18 protein-coding genes and 1 pseudogene are annotated in these 21,854 nt (G+C 72.5%); 10 read left to right on the top strand and 9 right to left on the bottom strand.

The window, feature by feature from the left end:
* The first annotated feature begins 2 nt into the window (after positions 1–2).
* Positions 3–386 carry a thioesterase family protein gene (locus ABWI07_RS17300; RefSeq protein WP_353819122.1) on the top strand — a complete coding sequence of 128 codons (384 nt, stop codon included), beginning with the start codon at positions 3–5 and terminating at the stop codon, positions 384–386.
* A 299-nt stretch (positions 387–685) separates the two neighbouring features.
* Here ABWI07_RS17300 and ABWI07_RS17295 read toward each other — a convergent pair whose 3' ends face one another.
* From ABWI07_RS17295 to ABWI07_RS17285, 3 genes are all read right to left on the bottom strand, one after another.
* Positions 686–1,516 (bottom strand): ABC transporter permease, encoded by an 831-nt coding sequence (locus ABWI07_RS17295; RefSeq protein WP_353819121.1) that lies wholly within the window; start codon positions 1,514–1,516, stop codon positions 686–688.
* The gene (locus ABWI07_RS17290) at positions 1,513–3,987 is read right to left on the bottom strand and encodes an alpha/beta fold hydrolase (RefSeq protein WP_353819120.1); all 2,475 of its coding nucleotides are present in this window, start codon (positions 3,985–3,987) and stop codon (positions 1,513–1,515) included. Before ABWI07_RS17290 ends, ABWI07_RS17295 begins: the two co-directional genes overlap by 4 nt.
* Positions 3,988–4,076: 89 nt before the next feature.
* Complete coding sequence (locus ABWI07_RS17285; RefSeq protein WP_353819119.1) at positions 4,077–4,685, bottom strand: TetR/AcrR family transcriptional regulator; 609 nt, start codon at positions 4,683–4,685, stop codon at positions 4,077–4,079.
* A 119-nt stretch (positions 4,686–4,804) separates the two neighbouring features.
* On the opposite strand from ABWI07_RS17285, the gene ABWI07_RS17280 reads away from it, so the two are divergent.
* Both ABWI07_RS17280 and ABWI07_RS17275 read left to right on the top strand, forming a co-directional pair.
* Complete coding sequence (locus ABWI07_RS17280; RefSeq protein WP_149259672.1) at positions 4,805–7,393, top strand: MFS transporter; 2,589 nt, start codon at positions 4,805–4,807, stop codon at positions 7,391–7,393.
* 70 nt (positions 7,394–7,463) lie between these two features.
* Positions 7,464–8,291 (top strand): YceI family protein, encoded by an 828-nt coding sequence (locus ABWI07_RS17275; RefSeq protein WP_353819118.1) that lies wholly within the window; start codon positions 7,464–7,466, stop codon positions 8,289–8,291.
* Between the two features lie 10 nt (positions 8,292–8,301).
* On the opposite strand, the gene ABWI07_RS17270 is transcribed toward ABWI07_RS17275, so the two are convergent.
* From ABWI07_RS17270 to ABWI07_RS17250, 5 genes are all read right to left on the bottom strand, one after another.
* Entirely contained in the window at positions 8,302–9,165 is an 864-nt protein-coding gene (locus ABWI07_RS17270) for a SecDF P1 head subdomain-containing protein (RefSeq protein ID WP_353819117.1), read from the bottom strand.
* 307 nt (positions 9,166–9,472) lie between these two features.
* Complete coding sequence (locus tag ABWI07_RS17265) at positions 9,473–10,576, bottom strand: 2-oxoacid:ferredoxin oxidoreductase subunit beta (protein WP_353819116.1); 1,104 nt, start codon at positions 10,574–10,576, stop codon at positions 9,473–9,475.
* The gene (locus tag ABWI07_RS17260) at positions 10,569–12,410 is read right to left on the bottom strand and encodes a 2-oxoacid:acceptor oxidoreductase subunit alpha (protein WP_353819115.1); all 1,842 of its coding nucleotides are present in this window, start codon (positions 12,408–12,410) and stop codon (positions 10,569–10,571) included. Before ABWI07_RS17260 ends, ABWI07_RS17265 begins: the two co-directional genes overlap by 8 nt.
* A gap of 429 nt (positions 12,411–12,839) precedes the next feature.
* Positions 12,840–14,555, bottom strand: a complete 1,716-nt coding sequence (locus tag ABWI07_RS17255; RefSeq protein ID WP_353819114.1) for a hypothetical protein — start codon at positions 14,553–14,555, stop codon at positions 12,840–12,842.
* A 257-nt stretch (positions 14,556–14,812) separates the two neighbouring features.
* On the bottom strand, positions 14,813–15,880 hold the full coding sequence (locus ABWI07_RS17250; protein ID WP_235036829.1) for a hypothetical protein: 1,068 nt from the start codon (positions 15,878–15,880) through the stop codon (positions 14,813–14,815).
* Between the two features lie 375 nt (positions 15,881–16,255).
* On the opposite strand from ABWI07_RS17250, the gene ABWI07_RS17245 reads away from it, so the two are divergent.
* Genes ABWI07_RS17245 through ABWI07_RS17230 form a run of 4 tightly spaced genes read left to right on the top strand, consistent with a single transcriptional unit; the run spans position 16,256 to position 19,329 of the window.
* Entirely contained in the window at positions 16,256–16,627 is a 372-nt protein-coding gene (locus tag ABWI07_RS17245) for an NADH-quinone oxidoreductase subunit A (RefSeq protein WP_149259666.1), read from the top strand.
* A 26-nt stretch (positions 16,628–16,653) separates the two neighbouring features.
* Entirely contained in the window at positions 16,654–17,820 is a 1,167-nt protein-coding gene (locus ABWI07_RS44485; RefSeq protein ID WP_502912828.1) for an NADH-quinone oxidoreductase subunit B, read from the top strand.
* A complete protein-coding gene (locus tag ABWI07_RS17235; RefSeq protein WP_235036828.1) occupies positions 17,817–18,383 on the top strand; it encodes an NADH-quinone oxidoreductase subunit C in 567 nt (188 codons plus the stop codon). Before ABWI07_RS44485 ends, ABWI07_RS17235 begins: the two co-directional genes overlap by 4 nt.
* Positions 18,376–19,329 carry a complex I subunit 1/NuoH family protein gene (locus ABWI07_RS17230; protein WP_353819113.1) on the top strand — a complete coding sequence of 318 codons (954 nt, stop codon included), beginning with the start codon at positions 18,376–18,378 and terminating at the stop codon, positions 19,327–19,329. Before ABWI07_RS17235 ends, ABWI07_RS17230 begins: the two co-directional genes overlap by 8 nt.
* A gap of 54 nt (positions 19,330–19,383) precedes the next feature.
* On the opposite strand, the gene ABWI07_RS17225 is transcribed toward ABWI07_RS17230, so the two are convergent.
* The gene (locus ABWI07_RS17225; RefSeq protein ID WP_235036889.1) at positions 19,384–19,980 is read right to left on the bottom strand and encodes a ComEA family DNA-binding protein; all 597 of its coding nucleotides are present in this window, start codon (positions 19,978–19,980) and stop codon (positions 19,384–19,386) included.
* A gap of 345 nt (positions 19,981–20,325) precedes the next feature.
* On the opposite strand from ABWI07_RS17225, the gene ABWI07_RS17220 reads away from it, so the two are divergent.
* The 3 genes and pseudogenes from ABWI07_RS17220 to nuoK all read left to right on the top strand — a co-directional run.
* On the top strand, positions 20,326–20,868 hold the full coding sequence (locus ABWI07_RS17220) for a NuoI/complex I 23 kDa subunit family protein (protein WP_235036827.1): 543 nt from the start codon (positions 20,326–20,328) through the stop codon (positions 20,866–20,868).
* Positions 20,865–21,494, top strand: a complete 630-nt coding sequence (locus ABWI07_RS17215; RefSeq protein ID WP_353819112.1) for an NADH-quinone oxidoreductase subunit J family protein — start codon at positions 20,865–20,867, stop codon at positions 21,492–21,494. Before ABWI07_RS17220 ends, ABWI07_RS17215 begins: the two co-directional genes overlap by 4 nt.
* A pseudogene (gene nuoK / locus ABWI07_RS17210) lies at positions 21,494–21,775 on the top strand (NADH-quinone oxidoreductase subunit NuoK); the annotation flags it as partial. The gene ABWI07_RS17215 and the pseudogene nuoK, both read left to right, overlap by 1 nt.
* Positions 21,776–21,854: the final 79 nt, after the last annotated feature.

Below are 21,854 nucleotides of genomic sequence, written 5' to 3'. Positions count from 1 at the left end.
GCATGAAACTGACGCCGGGGCTGCGGGGCGAGGTCGAGATCGTGGTCGCGGAGGCGGACACGGCCGTCCAGGTGGGGAGCGGGGACGTGCCCGTGCTGGCGACGCCGCGGCTGCTCGCGCTCGCCGAGGCGGCCACGGTGAAGGCGGTCGGGCCCTGGCTGGAGGAGGGCGCGACCTCGGTCGGGACGCGGGTCGAGGTCCGGCATCGCGCGGCCACACCCGTCGGCGGACGGGTGACGGTCACCGCCGAGTTGCGGGACGCGGACGGGACGCGCCTGGCCTTCGCGTTCGAAGCCGTCGACGGACGGGGCGCGGTGGTGGGTGAGGGCCGGGTCGAGCGGGTGGTCGTGGACAGGGAGAGCTTCCTTTCGCGGCTCTCCCGTTGAGGGTCAGTACGGCAGGAGGCGGCCCGAGGGGGTTCGCAGGTCGGGCTGGCTCGGTTGACGTGGGGGCTTGGGGCGCTTGATGAGCTGCTGCCGTGCCATGGTGATCATCTCCCCCCGCCGGGCTGCCTTTAAAACCCGTGGATCGAGCGGTTACCTCATGTGACGCGGCCGGGCCGGACGAGGTTCGCTGAGCTTATGCGACCAACACTGCCCGTTCGACCGATTTTTGGGAAGCCCATTTCCACGGTTCGCGTCCAGAAGATCGCGGATCGTGGCCGAAATCAGGTGACGGCACCGAATCAAGAGACGATGTCGCGCGTCCGGAAACGGCGGAACGCCAGTGCGAACAGGACGGCGGCGTAGGAGACGGAGATGGCGGCGCCCTTGGCCATGCCCGCCCACTGGACTTCGGGCTGCAGGGCGTCCATCCAGGAGTACATCCAGTGCGTCGGGAGGAAGTCGCGCCAGGAGCCGAGCGCTGTGACGGCGTCCAGGATGTTGCTGACGATGACGAGCCCGACCGCGCCGCCGACCGCGCCCAGAGGGGAGTCGGTCGTCACGGAGAGCAGGAACGCCAGGGCGGCGACGACGAGCTGCGCGACCAGGGAGTAGCCGACGATGATCGCCATGCGGCCGAGCGCGGTGCTCACCGGGACGGTGCCGCCGGTCGGGAGCTCGACGTCGCCCCAGCCGAACCCGGCCGCCCCGGCGACCAGCGCCATCAGCGGCAGGCTGACGACCGCGACGACCGCGTAGGACAGGGCGACGATCAGCTTCTGGCGCAGCAGCCGGGCGCGCGGCACGGGCGCGGCGAGAAGGTAGCGCAGGGACGACCAGCCCGCTTCGCTCGCCACCGTGTCGCCGCAGAACAGGGCGACCGCGACCACCAGCAGGAAACCGGTCGAGACAAAGAGGGCGAACAGGGCGAAGTTCAGCGCGGACGACGTGGCGACGTCGACCAGGCTGGGGACGCCGTCCGGGCCCGGGTCGCCGCCGAGCTTGAACGCGGCGACCAGCACCCACGGCAGCACGAGCAGGATCGCGAAGGCCACCAGCGTGCGGCGGCGCCGGAACTGCCGGACGGCCTCCACCCGCAGCGGAAGGGTGCGCCGGACGTGGTAGGCGGTCATGGACCCTCTCCGATGATCTCCAGGAACGCGTCCTCCAGGCGGCGGCCGGACCCGGTGATCTCGGCGACCGGGCCGGCGGCCACGCGGCGGCCGGCGGCCATGACGACCGCGTGCGTGCAGGTCTGCTCGACCTCGGCGAGCAGGTGGCTGGAGACGATGACCGTCCGCCCGGCGGCCGCGTACCGGACGAGCACCTCCCGCATCTCGCGGATCTGGGGCGGGTCGAGTCCGTTGGTGGGCTCGTCCAGGACGAGGAGGTCGGGCAGCCCCAGCATGGCCTGCGCTATGGCGAGACGTTGCCGCATCCCCTGCGAGTACGTGCGGACGGCCCGGTCCAGCGCCGAGCCCAGGTCGGCTATCTTCAGCGCTTCGTCCAAGTGGGCCTCGTCCAGGGGACGGCCGGTGGCGCGCCAGTAGAGGTCCAGGTTGTCGCGGCCGGAAAGATGGGGCAGGAATCCAGGTCCCTCTACGAACGACCCCAGGCGGGACAGCACGGGCGCGCCCGGGTACACGCGGTGCCCGAAGATGCGGATCGAGCCTGAGTCAGGATGGATCAGCCCCATCAGCATGCGCAGCGTCGTCGTCTTCCCCGCACCGTTCGGGCCGAGGAGCCCTAGCACCTGCCCCTTCTCCACCCGGAACGACAGGTCCGAGACCGCGAGATGCCCGTTCTTGTACGCCTTCGTTAGCCCGGTTATCTCCAGGGGAACGTCGTTGTCCGTTTCGGCGCCGCGCCTGTGGCGTCCAGGGAGAAGGATGGCGAGCGCCAACGCGACGGCAACGAGAGGCAGTGCCCACACCCAGGCGGGCAGAGGCGCCGGCGCGGTCTTCAGCGACGGGACGGACGGGACGCTCAGCGGCGACACCACCTGCACCTTGTACGACGAGGGCTCGGCGGGCGTCGCGAACCCCATGTCGGTGGTGGCGATGACCAGGCGGAGCCGGTGCCCGCGGTCGAAGCGGTAGTCCATCGCCGGGAGCGTCACCGTGACCTCGCCGCCCGACACCCGGAACGGTGCGGCCAGCCGCCGCGCCGGGGCAGCCGCCCCGCCCGGGGGGACGTCGTAGAGCTTCGCGAACAGCGGGCCGTCCCCGCTGACCTTCAGCCGGACGGTCGCGGCGCCCGTCAGCCACAGCGGACGGTCCAGCGGACGAGTGTCGAACGTGGCGGTCTGCCCGGGCATGTCCGAGGGCAGTTGCCCGCCCAGGGAGCCGCCGAGCGACCCGCCAAGGGAACCGAGCGCCCCCAGCCCCGGCAGGGCCGAGATCGACGCGGGCGCCCCGCCCGCCGGGTTGAAGATCGTCTGCTCGCTCCCGGCCAGCGGCAGGGTCGACGAGTCACCAGAAAGCCCCGGATAACGCCGCGTCGACGCCTCGTCCACGACGACCGCCTGGGTGGAGGAGTCGAGCCCGCCCGCCCGCGTCACCGTGAACCCGTCCGGGGACGGCGCCGACGTCCGCATGAGCCGCGCGTCGAAGAAGTCGCGCACGAGTCCCTCGACCCGCTCGGTCTCCGGGTCGCCGCCGTCGTGCCCGCCCTGGAACCACACCACCGACACCGGCGCGCCGTTCCGCGCGATCGCCCGCGCGTTGGCGTCGCCCTGGTCGAGGGGGAACAGCGAGTCGGACTGCCCCTGGACGACCAGCGCCGGCACCCTGATCCGGTCGGCGACGGACGCGGGGCTCGACCGCCGCAGCGTCGCGATCGCCGACTCGGTCGGACGGCCCTTCTCCGCGACCTCCTGGTACATGTCGCACAGGGACGGCAGGAAACGCCCGCACGCCGTGCGGCCGGCGCTGCCCGTGAAGAACAGGCCCGCCCACAGCTTCTTGAAGACGCCGTCGGTGGGCTTCGCGCCCGCGGCGGCGTCGGGGAAGAGCGCGTCGGGCAGGCTGTTCCAGGTGATCTGCGGCGCGATGGCGTCCACCCGCCGGTCGTACGCGGCGGTCATCAGCGCGATCGCGCCGCCGTAGGACTCGCCCGCCATCCCGACGCGCGGGTCGCCGGGCCCGTCGAGCCGGACCTCCGGGCGCCGCGCCAGCCAGTCGATCAGCTGCCGGGTGTCCTTCACCTCGTAGTCGGGGGAGTTGAGGGCGATCTCGCCGGTCGAGCGCCCGAACCCGCGCGCCGACCAGGCCAGCACCGCGTACCCGGCGCGGGCCAGGCCGCGTGCCTCGCCCGCGACGTCCCGCTTGCTGCCGCCGAAGCCGTGCCCCAGCAGGACCGCCGGGCCCTTCGCCCGCCCGACCGGCTTGTAGAACGTCGTGTCGAGCGTGACGCGCTGGTCGTCCTTCGGCCCGTCGACGACGGTGACGCGCTGCTCGGTCTCCCGGACGCGGGCCTCCCCGTCGGCCGTCGCGCCCCACGCCGCGGCACCGCCCGCGATCACCACGGCGACCCCGGCCGCAGTCCAGCGCGCGGACCGTCCCGTCCTGCCCCACCGCGCCTTGAGCGCGCCCGCCCGCCTCATGCCAGAACCCTATGCGCGCCCCGCGACCGGCCGCTCCGCCCTGAAGCCGATCTCGGCTGCTCCCGCCGCGGTACGCGGGCCCGGCGCCGCTACGCCTCGCGACGGACGGACGGGGCGAGGGCGGCGGTGAACATCGCGGTGAGGCGGTCGGTGAGTTCGGCGGGGTCGGCGGCGCGCAGGTCGCCGAGGCCGAGCAGGCGCCGCACCGGCCCGCCGCCCATGATGATCGTGGACGCCAGCAGCGCCCGCGCCCGCGCGTCGGGCCCGTCCAGCTGCGCCACCATCGGCTCGACGATGACGTCCTCCAGGTAGCGGAGCAGGATCTCCTTGACCTCGGGGTGGCCGGCCGACCGGTCCAGCATCCGGGACATGGCGGTGACCGAGCGCTGGTCGACCTGCCGGACGAAGTGCTCGGCGAGGCGGCGCGGCAGCCCCTCGGGGTCGCCCGCGATGACGCCGCGGATCACCGACTCCCCGGCCAGCACCTCGCCGAACAGCGCCGCCTTCGAGCCGAAGTACCGGTTCACCAGCGCCATGTTCGCCTCGGCGCGTGCGGCGATCATCCGGACGGTGACGCCGTCGTAGCCGTGCTCGCCGAACAGGTCGCGGGCGGCGTCCAGGATGCGGCGCCGGGTGGCCTCCCGGTCGCGCTTGCGCCGCCGCGCGACCTCGCGGCGGGGCTCCTTCTCGACCTGCATCCCCAGCTCCCGGTCACCGGTAACGGTCCATCCCCATTATCCAATGAGTTGCAAGTAAACAACCGTCTACATAAGGTATATGCAGAACACAGGTATTTCATCCGAGTTGTGGGGGCAGGGTGGCTCAGGCGAGCGTGGCGTCGCACGGCCCGGCGGCGCCAGAGCAAGCGCGACCGCACTACACGCACCGTCAGATCCTGGAGATCCTCGCCGGTCTGATGATGGCGATGCTGACGTCGATGATCTCGACGTCGGTGGTCGCGACGGCGCTGCCGACGATCGTCGGCGACCTCGGCGGCCAGGACAAGCTCTCCTGGGTCGCGAGCGCCTCGCTGCTGACCATGACGGCGTCCACGCCGCTGTGGGGCAAGCTGTCGGACATCGCCGGGCGCAAGCTCATGTTCCAGACCGCCCTGATCATCTTCGTGGCGGCCTCGGTGGGCGCGGGCCTGTCGCAGGACATCGGCCAGCTCATCGCGGCCCGCGCGTTCCAGGGCCTCGGCGTCGGCGGCCTGTCCGCGCTCGCCCAGGTCATCCTCGGGGACGTCGTCGAGCCCCGGCAGCGCGGCCGCTACGCCGGGTTCATGGGCGCGGTCTTCGGCGTCTCGACCGTCGCCGGGCCGCTGCTCGGCGGGTTCATCGTGGACACCGACGGCCTGGGCTGGCGCTGGTGCTTCTACGTGTGCGTGCCGCTCGCGGTCGTCGCGTTCCTCGTCATCCAGAAGGTGCTCAAGCTGCCGAAGGTGCGCCGCGACACCCGCATCGACGTCTTCGGCGCGTTCACCATCACCGGCAGCGCCGCGCTGCTGATGCTGATGCTGTCCATGGGCGGGACGGAGTTCGCCTGGAACTCCCAGTGGACCTACATCCTGCTCGGCGCCGCCGCCGTGCTGCTCGTCCTCGCGATCGTCGCCGAGCGCGTCGCGCGCGACCCGATCCTGCCGCCGCGGCTGTTCCGCAACCCCACTTTCCTGCTGACCTCGTTCGTCTCCGTCTGCGTCGGCATGGCGATGTTCGGCGTGATGATCTACATGCCGCAGTACCTGCAGATCGTCAAGGGGATGAGCCCGACGGCGTCCGGCCTGATGACGCTGCCGCTGGTGGTCGGCATGCTCGTCACCTCCACCGGTTCCGGGCAGGTCGTCACCCGCACCGGCCGTTACAAGATCTTCCCGGTGTTCGGGCTGCTGTGCGTCGCCGGCGGGCTGTACCTGCTGTCGCTGCTGCACACCGACTCGCCCAAGGTGCTCGTCGGTACCGACCTCGCCGTCCTCGGCGTCGGGATGGGTCTCAGCCTGCAGATCCTCATCCTCGCCGCGCAGAACGCCGCGGCGCCCGCCGACCTCGCCTCCACGACGTCCGGTGTCTCGTTCTTCCGTAATCTCGGCGGTGCTATGGGCGTGGCCGCGTTCGGCGCTATCCTCACCAACCGGGTCGCGGACGAGATCACCAGTGGCTTCCGCGCCGCGGGCATCCCCATGCCGGGCGGCGGTGCGCACGGTCTCGGCTCCCCGGAGGAGATCAGCAAGCTTCCCCCGCCGGTCAGGGGCATCATCCAGGAGGCGTTCACGAACTCGCTGCAGACCGTCTTCCTCGTCGGCATCCCGGTGGCCCTGGTCGGGTTCCTCGCGGTGCTCGCGCTGAAGGAACTCCCCTTGCGCGGCTCGGCGCACCGCGGCAAGGGCGAGCCGGCGCCCGCCGTCCAGCAGGAGGCGCCCGCGGAGAGCGGCGTCGTCCACCCGCCGTCCCCGGCGGTGCGGACGGGTGCCGTCGGTGCGATCGGCGCCGGCAGGCACGCGCGCGGCCACGGCCCCCAGGACGACGGCCGCTTCGCCAAGACCGCCACGCCGCCGACCCCGCCCGAGGAGCCGGCGGCGCCCTCGGCCACTCTGGACCTGGCCTCCCAGGTGCACCTCCTGGCCCAGCAGAACGGGCTGCACGAGCCCGGCGGCGTTCCGGTGCGGGGCGTCGTCCGGACGCGCGAAGGCGAGCCCGTCGCCTCGGCCGCCCTCACTCTCATCGGCGTGGACGGCCACCAGCTCGCCCGCACCATCACCCGGGAGGACGGGCGGTACGCGCTGCCGACGCCCGGCCCCGGCAGCTACGTGCTGATCGCCGCGACCGGCGGGCACGAGCCGCAGGCCGCGACGCTCGTCGTCGGCGACCGGCCGGTCGAGTTCGAAGTGCTGCTGGCCGGCAGCGGCGGCCTCGTCGGAACGGTCCGCAGCGCCGACGGCACCCCCATCGTCAACGCGATGGTCGTCGTCACCGACGTGCGCGGCGACGTCGTCGGCACCGGACGCACCGACCCCGACGGCCGCTACGCGTTCAAGGACATCGTGACCGGCGCCTACACGCTCGCCGTCAGCGCCGCCGCGCACCGCCCGGTCGCGATGCCGGTGGAGGTCGCCGGGAGCGGGCAGACGGTGCTGGACGTGGACATGCCGCCCGGCGCCCGGATTCGCGGGACGGTCCGCAACGAGTCGGGCGAACCGGTCGGGGACGCGCGGGTCACGCTCGTCGACGCCGCCGGGAACGTCGTCGCGATGGTCATCACCGGACCGGACGGCGAGTACGCCTTCACCGACCTCACCGGCGGCCAGTACACGCTGATCGCGTCCGGATATCCTCCGGTCGCGACCGGTCTGTCGCTTTCCGGCGGCGGACTGGACGACCACGACCTGAAGCTCGGCTACCCGGACGAGTGACGGACGCGAGCGAGCCGGGCCGCCCGCGGGCGGCGGCCCCAGAACACGGAACCTGGAGTGCGGGTCGTTGATGGACGCGAACCGAGGTCTGCGCGGGACGGTGCGGACGAAGGACGGCTGGGCGGTGCGGCACGCCATCGTCACGGTCACGAACCTGGCGGGCGACCAGGTCGCGCGCGAGCAGACCGGGGAGGACGGCGTGCTCGCCGCCGGCCCGCTGCCCCCCGGCACCTACACGGTGATCGTGACGGCGATGGGCTTCCAGCCGGCCGCCTCAACGATGATCGTCTCCAGCGCGGGCACCGCCGACATCGGGAAGATCGTCCTCGGCCGGGCGGGCGGCACCGAGCTCCCGCCGGCCGGCGCCTGGACGATCGACCCGGCGCACTCCAACGTCGGCGCCGTCGCGCAGCACCTCGGCCTGTCGAGCGTCCGCGGCCGGTTCGGCGCCTTCGAGGGACGCATCGAGATCGCCGAGCCGGTCGAGGAGTCACGCGTCACGGCGCGCATCGAGGCGGCGTCCATCGACACCGGCAACAAGATGCGCGACGACCATCTGCGCTCTGCCGACTTCCTGAACGCCGACGTCCACCCGGTCGTCACCTACGAGGGCGAGGGGCTGACCGCCGCCGGGCCCGACCGCTGGACCGTCCACGGCCGCCTCACCCTCAACGGCGTCACCCAGCCGGTCGACCTCGACATGACCTACCTCGGCAGCGGCGGCGACCTGTGGGGCGGCCTCCGCGCCGCGTTCCGCGCGACCGCCGAACTCCGCCGCACCGACTTCGGCATCCGCTTCAACCAGATCGTCGAAGCGGGCGTAGCCCTGGTAGGCGAAAGCCTGAAGGTCGAACTGGAAATCCAGGCCGTCCAAGGCGAGGAGCTTCCCCAGGCGTGAGCGCCTGATTTCAGCCCCCGTGCCCCTTTAGTTGGCGGACCAGGGCGTTCGCTGAGGCGCGGTCGGGGGAGCCGGTCACGATGACCTTGCCGTCGGTGATGGCCATGTCGACGCGCGGCAGGGTGACCAGCCGCTCGCGGACGACGAAGGCCAGGTCGCGGCCGACCGTCGCGCGGGTCAGCTGGGCGAACGCCTGCCGGTCGCTCGGGCGGAGCGTCACCGCCACGTCGTACCCGCCGGGCTTCACGCGCGACTTCTGCACGCGCAGGTCGGCGACCTTGTGGATGGCGAGCCCCTGGGTGAGGCGGTAGCAGGTCACCCCGGTGGCGGTCTGCCCGGTGATGCCCTGCGTCCCGGCGGGGCACTGGCCCGGGACCGCCTGCGCGACCGGGTAGATGTGCAGCGGCGCGGTTAGCGTCACCGGCCGCGTCCGCATCGAGGACGCGATCAGCCCGCCGGTCACCGCGACGGCGGCGATCAGCAGGCCCAGCGTGAGCACCATGACCAGCATCGCCGACCGGTGCTGCTCGGCGGCCCCCGCGGGCGGGGCCTCCCGGTAGGTGCGGCCCCGCCGCCGCGCCGCCCGGCTCCGCTTCATCTCCGCGGCCTGCCGCTGCCGCTGCGCGGCCCGCGCACGCCGCCGCTCCGCCTCCGTGTCCAGCGGCCGGGAGGCCGCGGGCAGCACGGCCGTCGTGGCCTCGGCGCGCCGGTCCGCGTCGCGCAGGCTCTTCTGCCCCAGCGCCTCGGCGGGGTCGCGGCCCGGTTCGGGCGAGGCCTTCATGGGACGCGTGTCGCCGGACGGGGCGGGGACGGGACGCTGGGGCTGCGTCGGCTGCGCGGCGTCTTCGGGGATCAGCGGGGCCTGGCGCTTCACGTTCGAAGGCGAGGGTTCGGGGGACGGGGCGGGAGGCGCCGGGGTGGGCGCGGGATCCTCGTCCCGCGAACGACCCTTGTTACGGCGCGGTATGACCCGCATCGTCACCTCCCCGGTTCATGATCTCCTCAGTCTGTCAGGCGGGGGCGCCGCCGCGCATGGCGTCCCGTCCGGAAGACTCCCGCGGATCGCCGGCCGTCGGCACGTGAGAGACAGTGCCCCGTTCCCGGGGTTTCCAAGCGTGCGAAGGCCCGGCCCCGCGGTGGCGGGGCCGGGCCTCGGAAAGTGCTCTCCTACGTCGTCGCGATCAGTCGATGCGCCAGGTGTCGCCGCTGCCGAGCAGGGCCGCGAGGTCGCCCTCGCCCTGCGTCCGGACGGCCTCGTCGAGCTGGGCCCGCATCAACTCGTCGTAGGACGGGCGGTCGACGTCGCGGAAGATGCCGATCGGGGTGTGCTCGAACGCCGGCTGGTCCAGCCGCGACAGCGCGAACGCCTGCGACGGGTCCGGGTTGTGGGCGTCGTGCACGGCGATCTCGGACGGGTCCACGTCCGCGACGTTCACGACCTCGAACGACCCGGACGGGGTGCGGCGCAGCGCCTTGGCGCGGTCGGCCCCGAACACGATCGGCTCGCCGTGCTCCAGCCGGACGGTGACGTCGTCGCGCACCGCCGCGTCCTTCAGCGGGTCGAACGCGCCGTCGTTGAAGATGTTGCAGTTCTGGTAGATCTCGACGAGCGCGGTGCCGCGGTGCTGCGCGGCGGCCCGCAGCACCGACTGCAGGTGCTTGCGGTCGGAGTCGATGGTGCGGGCGACGAACGAGCCCTCCGCGCCGATCGCGAGCGACAGCGGGTTGAAGGGGGCGTCGAGCGAGCCCATCGGCGTCGACTTGGTGATCTTGCCGAGCTCCGAGGTGGGCGAGTACTGGCCCTTCGTCAGCCCGTAGATCCGGTTGTTGAACAGCAGGATCTTGAGGTTGACGTTGCGGCGCAGCGCGTGGATCAGGTGGTTGCCGCCGATGGACAGCGAGTCGCCGTCGCCGGTCACCACCCACACCGACAGGTCCGGACGGGACGTGGCGAGGCCCGTCGCGATCGCGGGCGCGCGGCCGTGGATCGAGTGGAACCCGTAGGTGTTCATGTAGTACGGGAACCGCGACGAGCAGCCGATGCCGGAGATGAACGTGATGTTCTCGCGGCGCAGCCCGAGCTCGGGAAGGAAGGACTGGACGGCCGCGAGGATCGCGTAGTCACCGCACCCGGGGCACCAGCGCACCTCCTGGTCGGTCTTGAAGTCCTTCATCGTCTGCTTCCCGTCCGCCTTCGGGACGAGGGAGAGCAGGCCGTTCCCGGTCGGCGCGCCGTTGCCGTTCCCGTTCGGGGAGCCGTTGCCGTTCGCTCCGTTGTCACTCACTGTCGATCACATCCTGGATGACGCCCTGGAGCTCCTCGGCCTTGAAGGGCAGGCCGCGGACCTGGTTGTAGCCGATCACGTCGATGAGCAGCCGGCCGCGCAGCAGCAGCGCGAGCTGGCCGAGGTTGATCTCAGGGACGATCACCTTGTCGTAGGAGCGCAGCACCTCGGGCAGGTTCGCGGGGAACGGGTTGAGGTGCCGCAGGTGCGCCTGCGCGATGTTCCGCCCGGACGCCCGGACGCGCCGGACGGCCGCGGAGATGGCCCCGTACGTCCCGCCCCAGCCCATCACCAGGACGCGGGCGTCGCCGGACGGGTCGTCCACGGCGAGCGGCGCGATGTCGTTCGCGATGCCGTCGATCTTGGCCTGGCGGAGCCGGACCATGCGGTCGTGGTTCCCGGGGTCGTAGGAGATGTTGCCGGTGACGTCCGCCTTCTCCAGGCCGCCGATCCGGTGCTCCAGCCCGGCCGTGCCCGGGACCGCCCACGGGCGGGCGAGGGTGGCCGGGTCGCGCTCGAACGGCTGGAACTCCTCCTGCGAGGGCTCGGCGAAGTTCGGCTCGATCTTCGGCAGGGACGCCACGTCCGGCAGCTTCCACGGCTCGGACCCGTTGGCGAGGTAGCCGTCCGACAGCAGGATGACCGGCGTGCGGTACTTCACCGCGATCCGCGCCGCCTCGATCGCCGCGTCGAAGCAGTCCGACGGGGACTGCGGCGCGACCACCGGGACGGGGGCCTCGCCGTTGCGGCCGTACATGGCCTGCAGCAGGTCGGCCTGCTCGGTCTTGGTCGGCAGGCCGGTGGACGGCCCGGCCCGCTGCACGTCGATGACCAGCAGCGGAAGCTCGGTGGCGACGCCGAGGCCGATCGTCTCGCTCTTCAGCGCGATGCCGGGCCCGGACGTCGTGGTGACGCCGAGCGACCCGCCGAACGAGGCGCCGAGCGCCGCGCCGACCGCGGCGATCTCGTCCTCGGCCTGGAAGGTCCGGACGCCGAACCGCTTGTGCTTGGAGATCTCGTGCAGGATGTCGGACGCCGGCGTGATCGGGTAGGAGCCGAGGAAGATCGGCAGCCCGCTCTGCACGCCCGCCGCGACCAGCCCGTACGCCAGCGCGAGGTTCCCGGTGATGTTGCGGTACAGCCCGGGCTCGTGCTCGGCCGGCTTGATCTCGTACTGCACCGAGAACGCCTCGGTGGTCTCGCCGTAGGACCAGCCCGCCTGGAAGGCCGCGATGTTGGCCTTCATGATCTCGGGCTTGCTGGCGAACTTGCGCTCCAGGAAGGCCAGCGTCCCCTCGGTGGGACGGTGGTACAGCCACGACAGGAGGCCGAGCGCGAACATGTTCTTCGCGCGCTCGGCGTCCTTCTTGGAGATGTCGAAGTCCTCCAGCGCCTTCACCGTCATCGAGGTCAGCGGCAGCGCGTGGACCCGGTACTCCGACAGCGAGTCGTCCTCGACGGGGCTGGTCGCGTAGCCGACCTTGGCGAGGTTGCGCTTGGTGAACTCGTCGGTGTTGACGATGAGGTCGGCGCCGTGCGGCAGGTCCCCGAGGTTCGCCTTGAGGGCGGCGGGGTTCATCGCCACCAGGACGTTGGGCGCGTCGCCGGGCGTCAGGATGTCGTGGTCAGCGAAGTGCAACTGGAAGCTGGACACGCCGGGGAGGGTCCCGGCGGGGGCGCGGATTTCGGCCGGGAAGTTCGGCAACGTCGAAAGGTCGTTGCCGAACGCCGCGGTCTCCTGGGTGAAGCGGTCGCCGGTCAGCTGCATGCCGTCGCCGGAGTCCCCGGCGAAGCGGATGATGACGCGGTCGAGCTGCTGGACCTGTTTGGTCACAGAGGAAGACCTCCTCGACGCGCAGCATCCGTCCTGGGGGAGGCACCCAGGATCGTGATGCTACTAAGGCTTACCTTCATGGTATGTCCGGGACGGGATGGATGAGCGGGGACAGGCCGCACACCGGGATGACCGCACAGGATGAAGACGTGCGCTCCCCGCGGGGTGCCGGTGGCCGCGCGTCTTGGAGGCGAGCGACGGCGGCGGAACGCTCCGCAGGTCCTATCGGGCGATACGACCTGGACGGGCCCCCGGGTTCATCCCGAACACAGGCAGCTGCGCTGGCGGCACAGGTCGACGTGCAGACGCCGGACCAGCAGCCGCGCGGGACTCGTCGAGGAGCATTCGCTCCCCAGAGGCGTGGAGTTCACGACCCGAAGTGTAGACAGCCGGAATCCCGTTCGACCGCACCGCCCCTGAAGGTGGGGTTCACGGTGTCCCTGGTGTCTGGGATGTGGCGACTTCTGGCCCCTCCGAGTGCTTGACGGACGGCTCCCCCGACACCGCCGGGCCCGGCGTGGCGGTGACGGCCTTCATGACCGCCTTGCGCTCCTTGTCGACGCGGGCGAGGAGTTTCGGCACGTCGGCGACGTCCAGCGCCTCGCCGACGACGCGCGCCTTCGCCTCGTACGGGTAGGAGCCGGGGTTGTCGAGGGCGGCGCGCATCCAGTGCCGCCACAGTTTGCTCGTCACGGTGCAACGCAGAACCAGCGAACGGTTGGCCGGGACCGGTCCCGACCCGGTGCAGGTCCCGAGCGGCTCGCCCTTCGACGAGATCGCCGCCCGCAGCGCCGCGCGCGCGCCGTCCGGCACCGTCGCGGGCTCGGTGAGCGTGGCGGGCATGCTCACCGTGCAGCCGCTGGTGTTCTGGTCGCAGTTGCTGAACGTCAGCGTCCCCGGCGTGAAGCGCAGGCCGGGATCGGACGCCCCGCCGAGCCTGGCCACGCGCGGGCGCAGCTCGGCGAACAGCGTGGCCGGGGCCGCGACGGGCGCGGCGGTGAAGCGCGGCCCCGCCTGCCCGCTCGGCCGCACCGCCAGTAGCCGGTAGGGGGCGGCCGCTGTGAGCACGTACTCCGCGTCGGACGTCTTCACCCTGAAGGCGCGGACGCCGTTCACGTCCTCCGTGGGCGGCTTCGCGGGAGCCTTGGCCAGCGCTTTCGCGATCGCCTTGGGCCCGAGGACGTCCGGGACGTCGAAGCCGGGCACCGACGCGGGCGCCTTGGACCAGCGCCCCGCGTAGTACTCCGGATGCGCGACGCCGCTCGCGTAGGTCTGCCAGAACGACGTCCCTGCCTTGAGGTAGGTGACGCCGCCGACCGCGACGACCTCCGCCGTCAGCACGCCCCCGGTGAGCGTGCCGGTCGCCGCCCCCGCGGGCGTCACGCGCAGGTGCGCCTGGACGGGCTGCCCGTTGACCGTCACGGTGCCGTCGTAGCGCAGGCCCGTCCCGGAGGTGAGGTCGCGGCCCGCCGCGATCGTCCACGCGGGAGGCGCGGCCGACACGGTCGGCTTCGGCTTCTTCTTCGCGGACTCCTCGCCTCCGGTGAGCGCCACGGCCGTCACCGCGCCGACGACGACCACGGCGGCCGCCGCCCCGGCGACGACCACCACTCGCCGCCCCCGAGGCTTGCGCTTCTGGCCAGGCCGGGGAGAGCCCGGCGGGACGGGGCCGCCCTGCGGGAACGCCGCGCCCGGAAAGCCCGAGTCAGGCGGGACGGGGCCGCCCGCACCGGGCGGCGGACCGAAGCCCGGACCGGAGGGCGCCGCGGGCGGGGAGGGGGACGCCGCGCCGGGCTGCATCACGGGGACCATGGGGACCACGCCGGGCGGGAGGGCGGAGTCCGCGCCGGGCGGGACGAGGGTGGGCGTGCCGTGCGGGTCGGTCGGGGTCGCGCCCGGGTCCGAACCGGAGGGAGCCGCGGGGGCCGGCGCCGCCTGTGGCCCCGTGCCCGGATCCGTGGTGGAGGCCGCGCCCGGCGGGGCCTGGCCGCCGGCGACGCGGACGTCTCCGGGGTGGGGCCCCTCCTGGACGGGGCCGCCCTGGTGGGGGCGGGCGTCCGGGCGGGGGGCGGCCGTCCCGGGACCGTCCGGGGACGGGGGTCGGGAAGAGGCCGTCGGTGACGGCTCGTCCTTGTCAACGCTCACTCGGGGCTCACTCTGCTCACTTCCGGGGCCCGGTTTCGGCCCGACCGTCAGACACAAAGCAAGGGGTAGGAGGCGTCCCCCGCTGGGCACCGACGGGCTCGGGAACGTTCCGGGGGATGGGGGCGGCCGCCGGGCCCTGGAGGGGCCGTCCACAAAGAGCATAAGGGTGCCCGGCGGCGCCTCCCCCCGGAAGAGGAGGGCGCCGCCGGGCACCCTTGCGGCCGCGGCTCAGCGCGCGATGCGCCTCACCTGCGGCGTCATTCGCTGTCGAGGCCGTTCTGCAGGGCGGACACCTCGGCCGAGGTGGCGCCGATCACCTTGTACTCGGCGTGCTTGAAGAAGGTGCCGCCGGTGGCCTTGGCCCAGCTCGTCCACGCGCTGCTGACGACCCGGCAGCTCGCCCACTGGGCGAGGGTGCTCGTGATCGTGATGCGGGTGGTGCAGTTGCCGAGGTCGCGGCCGGTCAGCGTGCCGGCCGTGAGCCGGAACCGGACGTCGATGGAGACGGGCTTCTCCGCGTCGTACGGCGGCCGGATCTTGGCCTCGACCGTGCAGCCCGAGTTGCCGTTGCAGCCGCCCTTCTTCCACTCGTCGACCGTGGGCCGGGCCGAGCCGTTGAAGGAGTCCTTCAGCTCGCCCATGCTCGTGCGCATGTCCGAGATGATGGACGAGGCGTCGCTGGAGTCCTTCGGGGTGACGTCGACCGCCACGCGCGGCGTGGTCGCCTCGTAGCGCAGCAGCTTCGCGTCGTCCTCGTCGGTGATGTAGAGGGTGGAGGAGAAGGTGCTGAACTTGAGGGCCTTCTTGCCCATCCACGTCGTCTCGATCGGCTTGACCCGCGACAGCCGGGCCGAGCGGATCTTGCTCGCCAGCGCCGTCGGGGACAGCTGCTCCTTGAAGTCGAGGTCGAGCTCGTCCGCGCTCAGGCGGCCCCACTGCTCACCCGAGGTGAGGTAGTACGGGTCGTCGGTGGAGGAGATCTGCCGCGTCCAGTACGACTTGTCGCCCTTCACGAACAGCTTGCCGTCGGCCGACAGCACGGTGACCTGGTCGCTGTTCCAGGTGACGGGCCCCATCGCGCGGCCGCCCTTGGTGACGTTCAGCTCGCCGCGCAGCGTCTCGCTGCCCCCGAACGTGCCCTTCAGCGCGACCGCGCGGGCGGAGTCCATGTCGGAGGCGGCCGCGGTCAGCTTCTCCTCGGGGGACTTGCCGCCGCCCTTGGCCACCACGAACACCACGATCGCGATGATCACCAGCAGGGCGACGCCGCCGCCGACGAGGCCGATCACCAGGCCGCCGCCACCGCCGCGCCTCGGCGGCGGCATCGGGGGGCCCATCGGGGCGCCGGGGGGCGGCGGGAAGAAGGGAGGCGGGGTTCCGGGACCACCGAAGCCGCCGGGCGGCGGAGCCCCGCCCGGGCCGCCAGGCCCGCCGGGACCGGGCCCGCCCGGGCCCGCTGGCGGCGGCGGAGGCGGCCAGGAGGCCCCGCCCGGGGATTCCCAGCCCGGGGGAGGAGGGGGGTTGCTCATCCGGTCACGTCCTTCCAGGTCAAACTGACCCATGCGAACCTAGTGTGCAGCAAGACCATGACATTGTGATCCCCCTGGTGTGGAGGTACGACGTCACATAGCTCGATGCTGCTCCGCGAGATACTGGCTGCTCCGCGAGATACTTGATGTGACGCACGCGAGGAGGATCTGGTGCATAACTATTTCGACACATATGTCGTCGTGGTCGTGCTGCTCCTCGTGGGCGCCGGGATCGTCGGGGGAGCGCTCGCGGCGAACCGGCTGCTGCGTCCCCATCGTCCCACGGTCGAGAAGCTGACCACGTACGAGTGCGGCGTCGATCCGGTCGGTGAGGGCTGGGCCCACTCCTACGTGCGCTATTACGTCTTCGGCTACCTGTACGTGGTGTTCGCGGTGGACGCGGTCTTCCTGTTCCCCTGGGCGACCGTCTTCTCGGACCCCGGCTACGGCGCGACGACGCTCGGCGAGATGTTCGTCTTCCTGGCGTTCCTCGCCACGGGGCTCGCATACGCGGGCAAGAAGGGCGTCCTGTCCTGGGTCTGACCGCCGGGCGCTGTAACAATGGCGGTGTGGGCACCATCGATCTACCCCCGCCGAGCGTCGGGCCGCTGTCGCGGCTCGCGCCCAAGCCGATCAGGTTCGTGCTCAACTGGGGCCGCCGCTACTCGCTCTGGGTGTTCAACTTCGGGCTGGCCTGCTGCGCCATCGAGTTCATCGCGACGTCGATGAGCCGGCACGACTTCATCCGGCTCGGCGTCATCCCGTTCGCCCCCGGCCCGCGGCAGGCCGACCTGATGGTCGTCTCCGGGACCGTCAGCGACAAGATGGCCCCGGCCGTGCGCCGCCTCTACGAGCAGATGCCCGAACCCAAGTACGTCATCTCCTTCGGCGCCTGCTCCAACTGCGGCGGCCCGTACTGGGACTCCTACTGCGTGACCAAGGGCGTCGACCAGATCATCCCCGTGGACGTCTACGTGCCCGGCTGCCCGCCCCGCCCGGAGGCGCTGCTGCACGGCATCGTCCACCTCCAGGAGAAGATCGCGGCCGAGTCGCTCGGCGACCGCTACGGCGGGGACGGCGCCGACCGCGAGCCCGTGGCCCCGCCGCCCGCGCCGCGCCCGCTCACGGCGACCGTCCTGCGCCGCCCGCTCCAGCCGCCGCCCCCGCCCGACCAGCACGAGACCTTCGAGCACTGGAACAGCGCACCGGAGGAGGGGGCGGAGGACGAGGCGGTGCAGCCGGAAGCGGTGGGGCACGAGGCCGCGGAGAACGAGACGCTGCCCGTCCCGCATCTGGGCGAGGTCGAACCTCCGGCCGAGCCGGAGCCGCAGGCGCCGGCCGCCCGGCCGACGGACACGACCCAGCCCGTCCGGCACCTCGACGATGCCGAGGCCCCGGGGAGGCCCGAGCCCCAGGCGCCGCCCGTCGAACCGACCGACGTCACCCAGCCGGTCGGACATCTCGGCGATGCGGAGCCGCCCGCGGAACCCGAGCCGGAGGCCGTCGGGCCGGCCGACGTCACGCAGCCCGTCCGGAACCTGGGCGAGACCGAGACCGAGCCCGAGCCCGAGACGCCGCCCGTCCTGCCGACGGACACGACGCAGCCCGTCCACATGCCCGAGGACGAGCACGCCACCGCGCCCGAGGGCGGGGGCGTGAACCCGGAGCACGATCCTTCGATCATCCCCGGCCTGGTCGACGACGAGCACGACGACCAGATCGGACGTGACCGATGAGCTCCGAATCCCTCGCGGCGGAACTCATGGACGCCTGGACGGCCCGCTTCGGCGACGAGATCACCAGCGAGGAGACGCACGGCGGCCTGGCCGTCGGGGTGCCGCCCGAGCACTGGATCGACGCGCTCACATTCGCGCGCGACGAGCTGTCCTGCGGGTTCTTCGACTGGCTGACCGGCGTGGACGAGATGGAGGACGGCTTCGCGGTCGTCGTCCACGTCTACTCGCTGGAGCGCCGCCACCATCTGCTGATCCGCACGCGCGTCTCCAAGCGCGCGCCCGTGCTGGCGACCGCGACGGGCGTCTACCGGGGCGCCGCGTGGCACGAGCGGGAGACGTCGGAGATGTTCGGCATCCTCTTCGAGGGCCACCCGAACCTCGTCCCGCTGCTGCTGCCGGAGGGCTTCGAGGGCCATCCGCTCCGCAAGGACTTCGTGCTCGCCGCCCGCGTCGCCAAGCCGTGGCCGGGTGCGAAGGAACCGGGCGAGTCGGGGCACGGCGCGCCGAGCCGCCGCCGCGTCCGCCCGCCCGGCGTCCCGGAGGGCTGGGGTCCGAATGCTTGAGGTCGTGGTCAAGCTGGTGCTGGTCGCGGGCGCGTTCGCGGTGCTCCCGCTGCTGGTGGGGCAGGCCGAGCACAAGGTGATGGCGCACATGCAGGGCCGCCTCGGCCCGATGTACGCGGGCGGCTTCCACGGCTGGGCGCAGCTCGTCGCCGACGGGGTCAAGTTCGCGCAGAAGGAGGACGTGGTCCCGCGCGACGCCGACCGGTGGGTGTTCAAGCTGGCGCCGGGCGTCGCGATCGTGCCGTACCTGCTCGTGCTGCTCGTGGTCCCGGTCGGGCCGGGCGGGCAGGTCGCGCTCGACCTCGGTCCCGGGGTGTTCTTCGCCCTCGCCGTGATGGGCGTCGGCGTGATCGGCGCGATCATGGCGGGCTGGGCGAGCGCGAACAAGTACTCGCTGCTCGGCGGGATGCGGGTCGCCGCGCAGCTGATGTCCTACGAGCTGCCGATGGTGTTCGCGGCGTCGTCGGTGGCGATGGTGGCGGGGACGCTGTCGCTGCAGGGCGTCGTGGAGGAGTGGCGCTGGTGGTGGCTGCCGTGGCAGGCGGTCGGCGGCGTGGTGTTCTTCGTCGCGGGCCTGGCGGAGCTGCGGCGGCCGCCGTTCGACATGCCGGTGGCCGACTCGGAGATCATCTTCGGCCCGTACACGGAGTACGGCGGGCTGCGGTTCGCGCTGTTCATCCTGGCCGAGTACGCCGGGATCGTCGTGCTGTGCGCGCTGACGACCGTGCTGTTCCTCGGCGGCTGGAAGGGCCCGTTCCTGAACACCGAGCTGGGCTGGCTCTGGACGCTGCTGAAGGCCGGCGTGCTGGCGTTCTGCGTGATCTGGCTGCGGGTCAGCTACCCGCGCATGCGCGAGGACCAGTTGCAGAAGCTCGCTTGGGCGTGGCTCGTCCCGCTGTCGCTCGCCCAGCTCGCGCTGACCGGCGTCCTCAAGGTCGCCCTCTGAGCGCCGTCGGCCCCGGTGGCCCTGGCAGCCCTCGCAGCCTCGTCGGCCCCGGCGTCACCTGAGGAAGATCGTGAAGTCGGCCATCAGCGGGAGGACGTCCGGCGGGACGTCGGCGTCGACGGCCATCTCCTCGGCCGAGACGAACCCGCCCGTCTGCTCGCGGCGGCGGACGATCCGGTCTGCGATCTCCGGGGTCGCGCCGGGCAGCGCCTCGATGATCTCGCGGGACGCGTGGTTGACGTCCACGAGGCCGCCGTCGTCGTAGGTGCGCGGCATGTCCGGGCGGCCGATGCGCAGCTCGCGGGCGAGCGCCGGGTCCTCGGCGGCGAGTGCGCGGGCCTCCTCCCGCAGCGACCGGCGGTACTTGGCGACCTCGACCGCGTGCTCGTTGAGCCGGTGGCGGGGGACCTCCCGGGGGAAGACGGACGTCCGGAGGGCGATCGCGTGCCCCGTACCGGCGATCCACAGCAGGATCGCCGCGAACACGCCGAGTGCGGTGAGGAACAGCTGGCCGGACTGGAGCATCATCAGTACGGCGGCCGACCCGGCGCCGTACCCGGCGGCGGTGACCGCGAGCCCCGGCGACCGACGCCGGACGGCCGCGTACAGGAACGAGACCGGCGTCCCGTAGCCGAGAGTGAGGAAGGGCACGCAGGCCCAAACGAAACCTCGGGCCGTCTCCGGGGTCGGTGCCGGAATTGGCGGCGGATAGGGCGGCTGCGGAGGCACCGGCGGCCCGGGGTACGGGGGACTCCAGCCGGGTGGGGTGCGCGGCTTCTGCCGAGGCCGCGGCGGGTGCCGGTGCGCGGGACGGGCGCGGTCGGACGCCGGACCGGGGCGGTGACCGGGCTCCGGGTCGTGCGGGCGGTCCGCGTGATGACTCACATGCCCTCCCCGGCCGCAAACCAGCTCATCAGCACACGACCTATACCTCGTTGGACGAACGCGGAACCCGCCGCGTTCCCCCCGCGCCGATCGTGCGCAATCATGGGGCGCGTGGGACGGCTACCAGGAGGCGGGCTGGCCAAGGGGCTGGCGGTCACGTTGCGGACGATGACGCGGCGGTCCATAACGCGCCAGTACCCCGAAGTGCAACCGGACCTGCCGCCGCGCAGCAGGGGCGTCATCGCGCTGTTCGAGGAGAACTGCACGGTGTGCATGCTCTGCGCCCGCGAGTGCCCCGACTGGTGCATCTACATCGATTCGCACAAGGAGACGCTCCCGGCCGAGGGCGGCGGGCGTCCCCGGACGCGCAACGTCCTCGACCGGTTCGCGATCGACTTCGCGCTGTGCATGTACTGCGGCATCTGCATCGAGGTGTGCCCGTTCGACGCGCTGTTCTGGTCGCCGGAGTTCGAGTACGCCGAGTACGACATCGCCGAGCTGACCCACGAGAAGGAGCGCCTGCGGGAGTGGATGTGGACCGTCCCGCCGCCGCAGGCCCACGACCCGGCCGCCGAGCCGCCGAAGGAAGTGGCCGCGGCGGAGAAGGCCGCCGCGCGGGCCGCCCGCCGGCCCCCGCCCGGGGCGCGCGCATGAGCGGCCAGGAGATCGTGTTCGCGCTGCTCGGCGTGGTGGCGGTCGGGTCCGCGGTCCTCGTGGTGACGACGCGGCAACTCGTTCACGCGGCGCTGTGGCTGGTGGTGTCGTTCGGCGCGCTCGCCGGCGGCTACCTCGTCCTCACCGCGGAGTTCGTCGCCTGGGTGCAGGTCCTCATCTACGTCGGCGCCATCGTGGTGCTGCTGCTGTTCGGGATCATGCTGACGCGCGCGCCGATCGGGGAGTCCGCCGACCTCGACTCCGGGAACCGGTGGGCCGCGCTGGCCGTCGCCGCCGGCACCGCCGCCGTCCTGGTCGCGGTGATGGTCATGGGGTTCGGCGACGCGCGGATGCCGCTGCGCGCGGGCGGCGGATCGGCGGACGAGCTCGGCGGCGCGGTGTTCCGGACGTGGGTGCTGCCGTTCGAGGTCCTGTCGGTGCTGCTGCTGGCCTCACTGGTCGGCGCGATCGTCCTCTCGCGGTCGGACATCCGGGCCCGTCCCGCCGCCGGCGGGAAGCCCCGCGCGAAGCGGAAGGCGAAGCCCGGCGCGGAATCCGGGGCGGAATCCGGCGCGAAGCCCGGTGCGGAGCCCGCGGCGACGCCGGACGGGAAGGGCGGCGCCTGATGCATCTCGCCTACCCGACGGTCGTCGCCGCCCTGCTGTTCTCCGTCGGCGTGTACGGGGTGCTGGCGCGCCGCAACGCGATCCTCGTCCTGATGTCGGTCGAGCTGATGCTGAACGCGGTGAACCTCAACCTCGTCACGTTCGACGTCTGGTACCGCGACCGCCTGCACGGCGGCCAGGTCCTCACGCTGTTCACCATCGTGATCGCCGCGGCCGAGGTCGGGCTCGGCCTCGCGATCGTGCTGCTGGTGTTCCGCAACCGCCAGATGATCGACGTAGACCGGCTGCGCACCCTCTCCGAGAACCCCGAGGAGCCCGCGGATTCCGCGAGCCCTGCGCCGGCCCGACGCGGAGCCGCCG

The sequence above is a fragment of the Actinomadura sp. NPDC000600 genome, assembly GCF_040492135.1.
Taxonomy (GTDB): Bacteria; Actinomycetota; Actinomycetes; order Streptosporangiales; family Streptosporangiaceae; genus Spirillospora.
This window is presented reverse-complemented; position numbering and strand designations above follow the sequence as displayed.

Coding starts and splice junctions, on each gene's coding strand:
- ABWI07_RS17300 (WP_353819122.1), top strand. CDS start 3: ATGAAACTGACGCCGGGGCTGCGGGGCGAGGTCGAGATCGTGGTCGCG.
- ABWI07_RS17295 (WP_353819121.1), bottom strand. CDS start 1,516: ATGACCGCCTACCACGTCCGGCGCACCCTTCCGCTGCGGGTGGAGGCC.
- ABWI07_RS17290 (WP_353819120.1), bottom strand. CDS start 3,987: ATGAGGCGGGCGGGCGCGCTCAAGGCGCGGTGGGGCAGGACGGGACGG.
- ABWI07_RS17285 (WP_353819119.1), bottom strand. CDS start 4,685: ATGCAGGTCGAGAAGGAGCCCCGCCGCGAGGTCGCGCGGCGGCGCAAG.
- ABWI07_RS17275 (WP_353819118.1), top strand. CDS start 7,464: ATGGACGCGAACCGAGGTCTGCGCGGGACGGTGCGGACGAAGGACGGC.
- ABWI07_RS17250 (WP_235036829.1), bottom strand. CDS start 15,880: ATGCCGCCGCCGAGGCGCGGCGGTGGCGGCGGCCTGGTGATCGGCCTC.
- ABWI07_RS17235 (WP_235036828.1), top strand. CDS start 17,817: ATGAGCTCCGAATCCCTCGCGGCGGAACTCATGGACGCCTGGACGGCC.
- ABWI07_RS17230 (WP_353819113.1), top strand. CDS start 18,376: ATGCTTGAGGTCGTGGTCAAGCTGGTGCTGGTCGCGGGCGCGTTCGCG.
- ABWI07_RS17215 (WP_353819112.1), top strand. CDS start 20,865: ATGAGCGGCCAGGAGATCGTGTTCGCGCTGCTCGGCGTGGTGGCGGTC.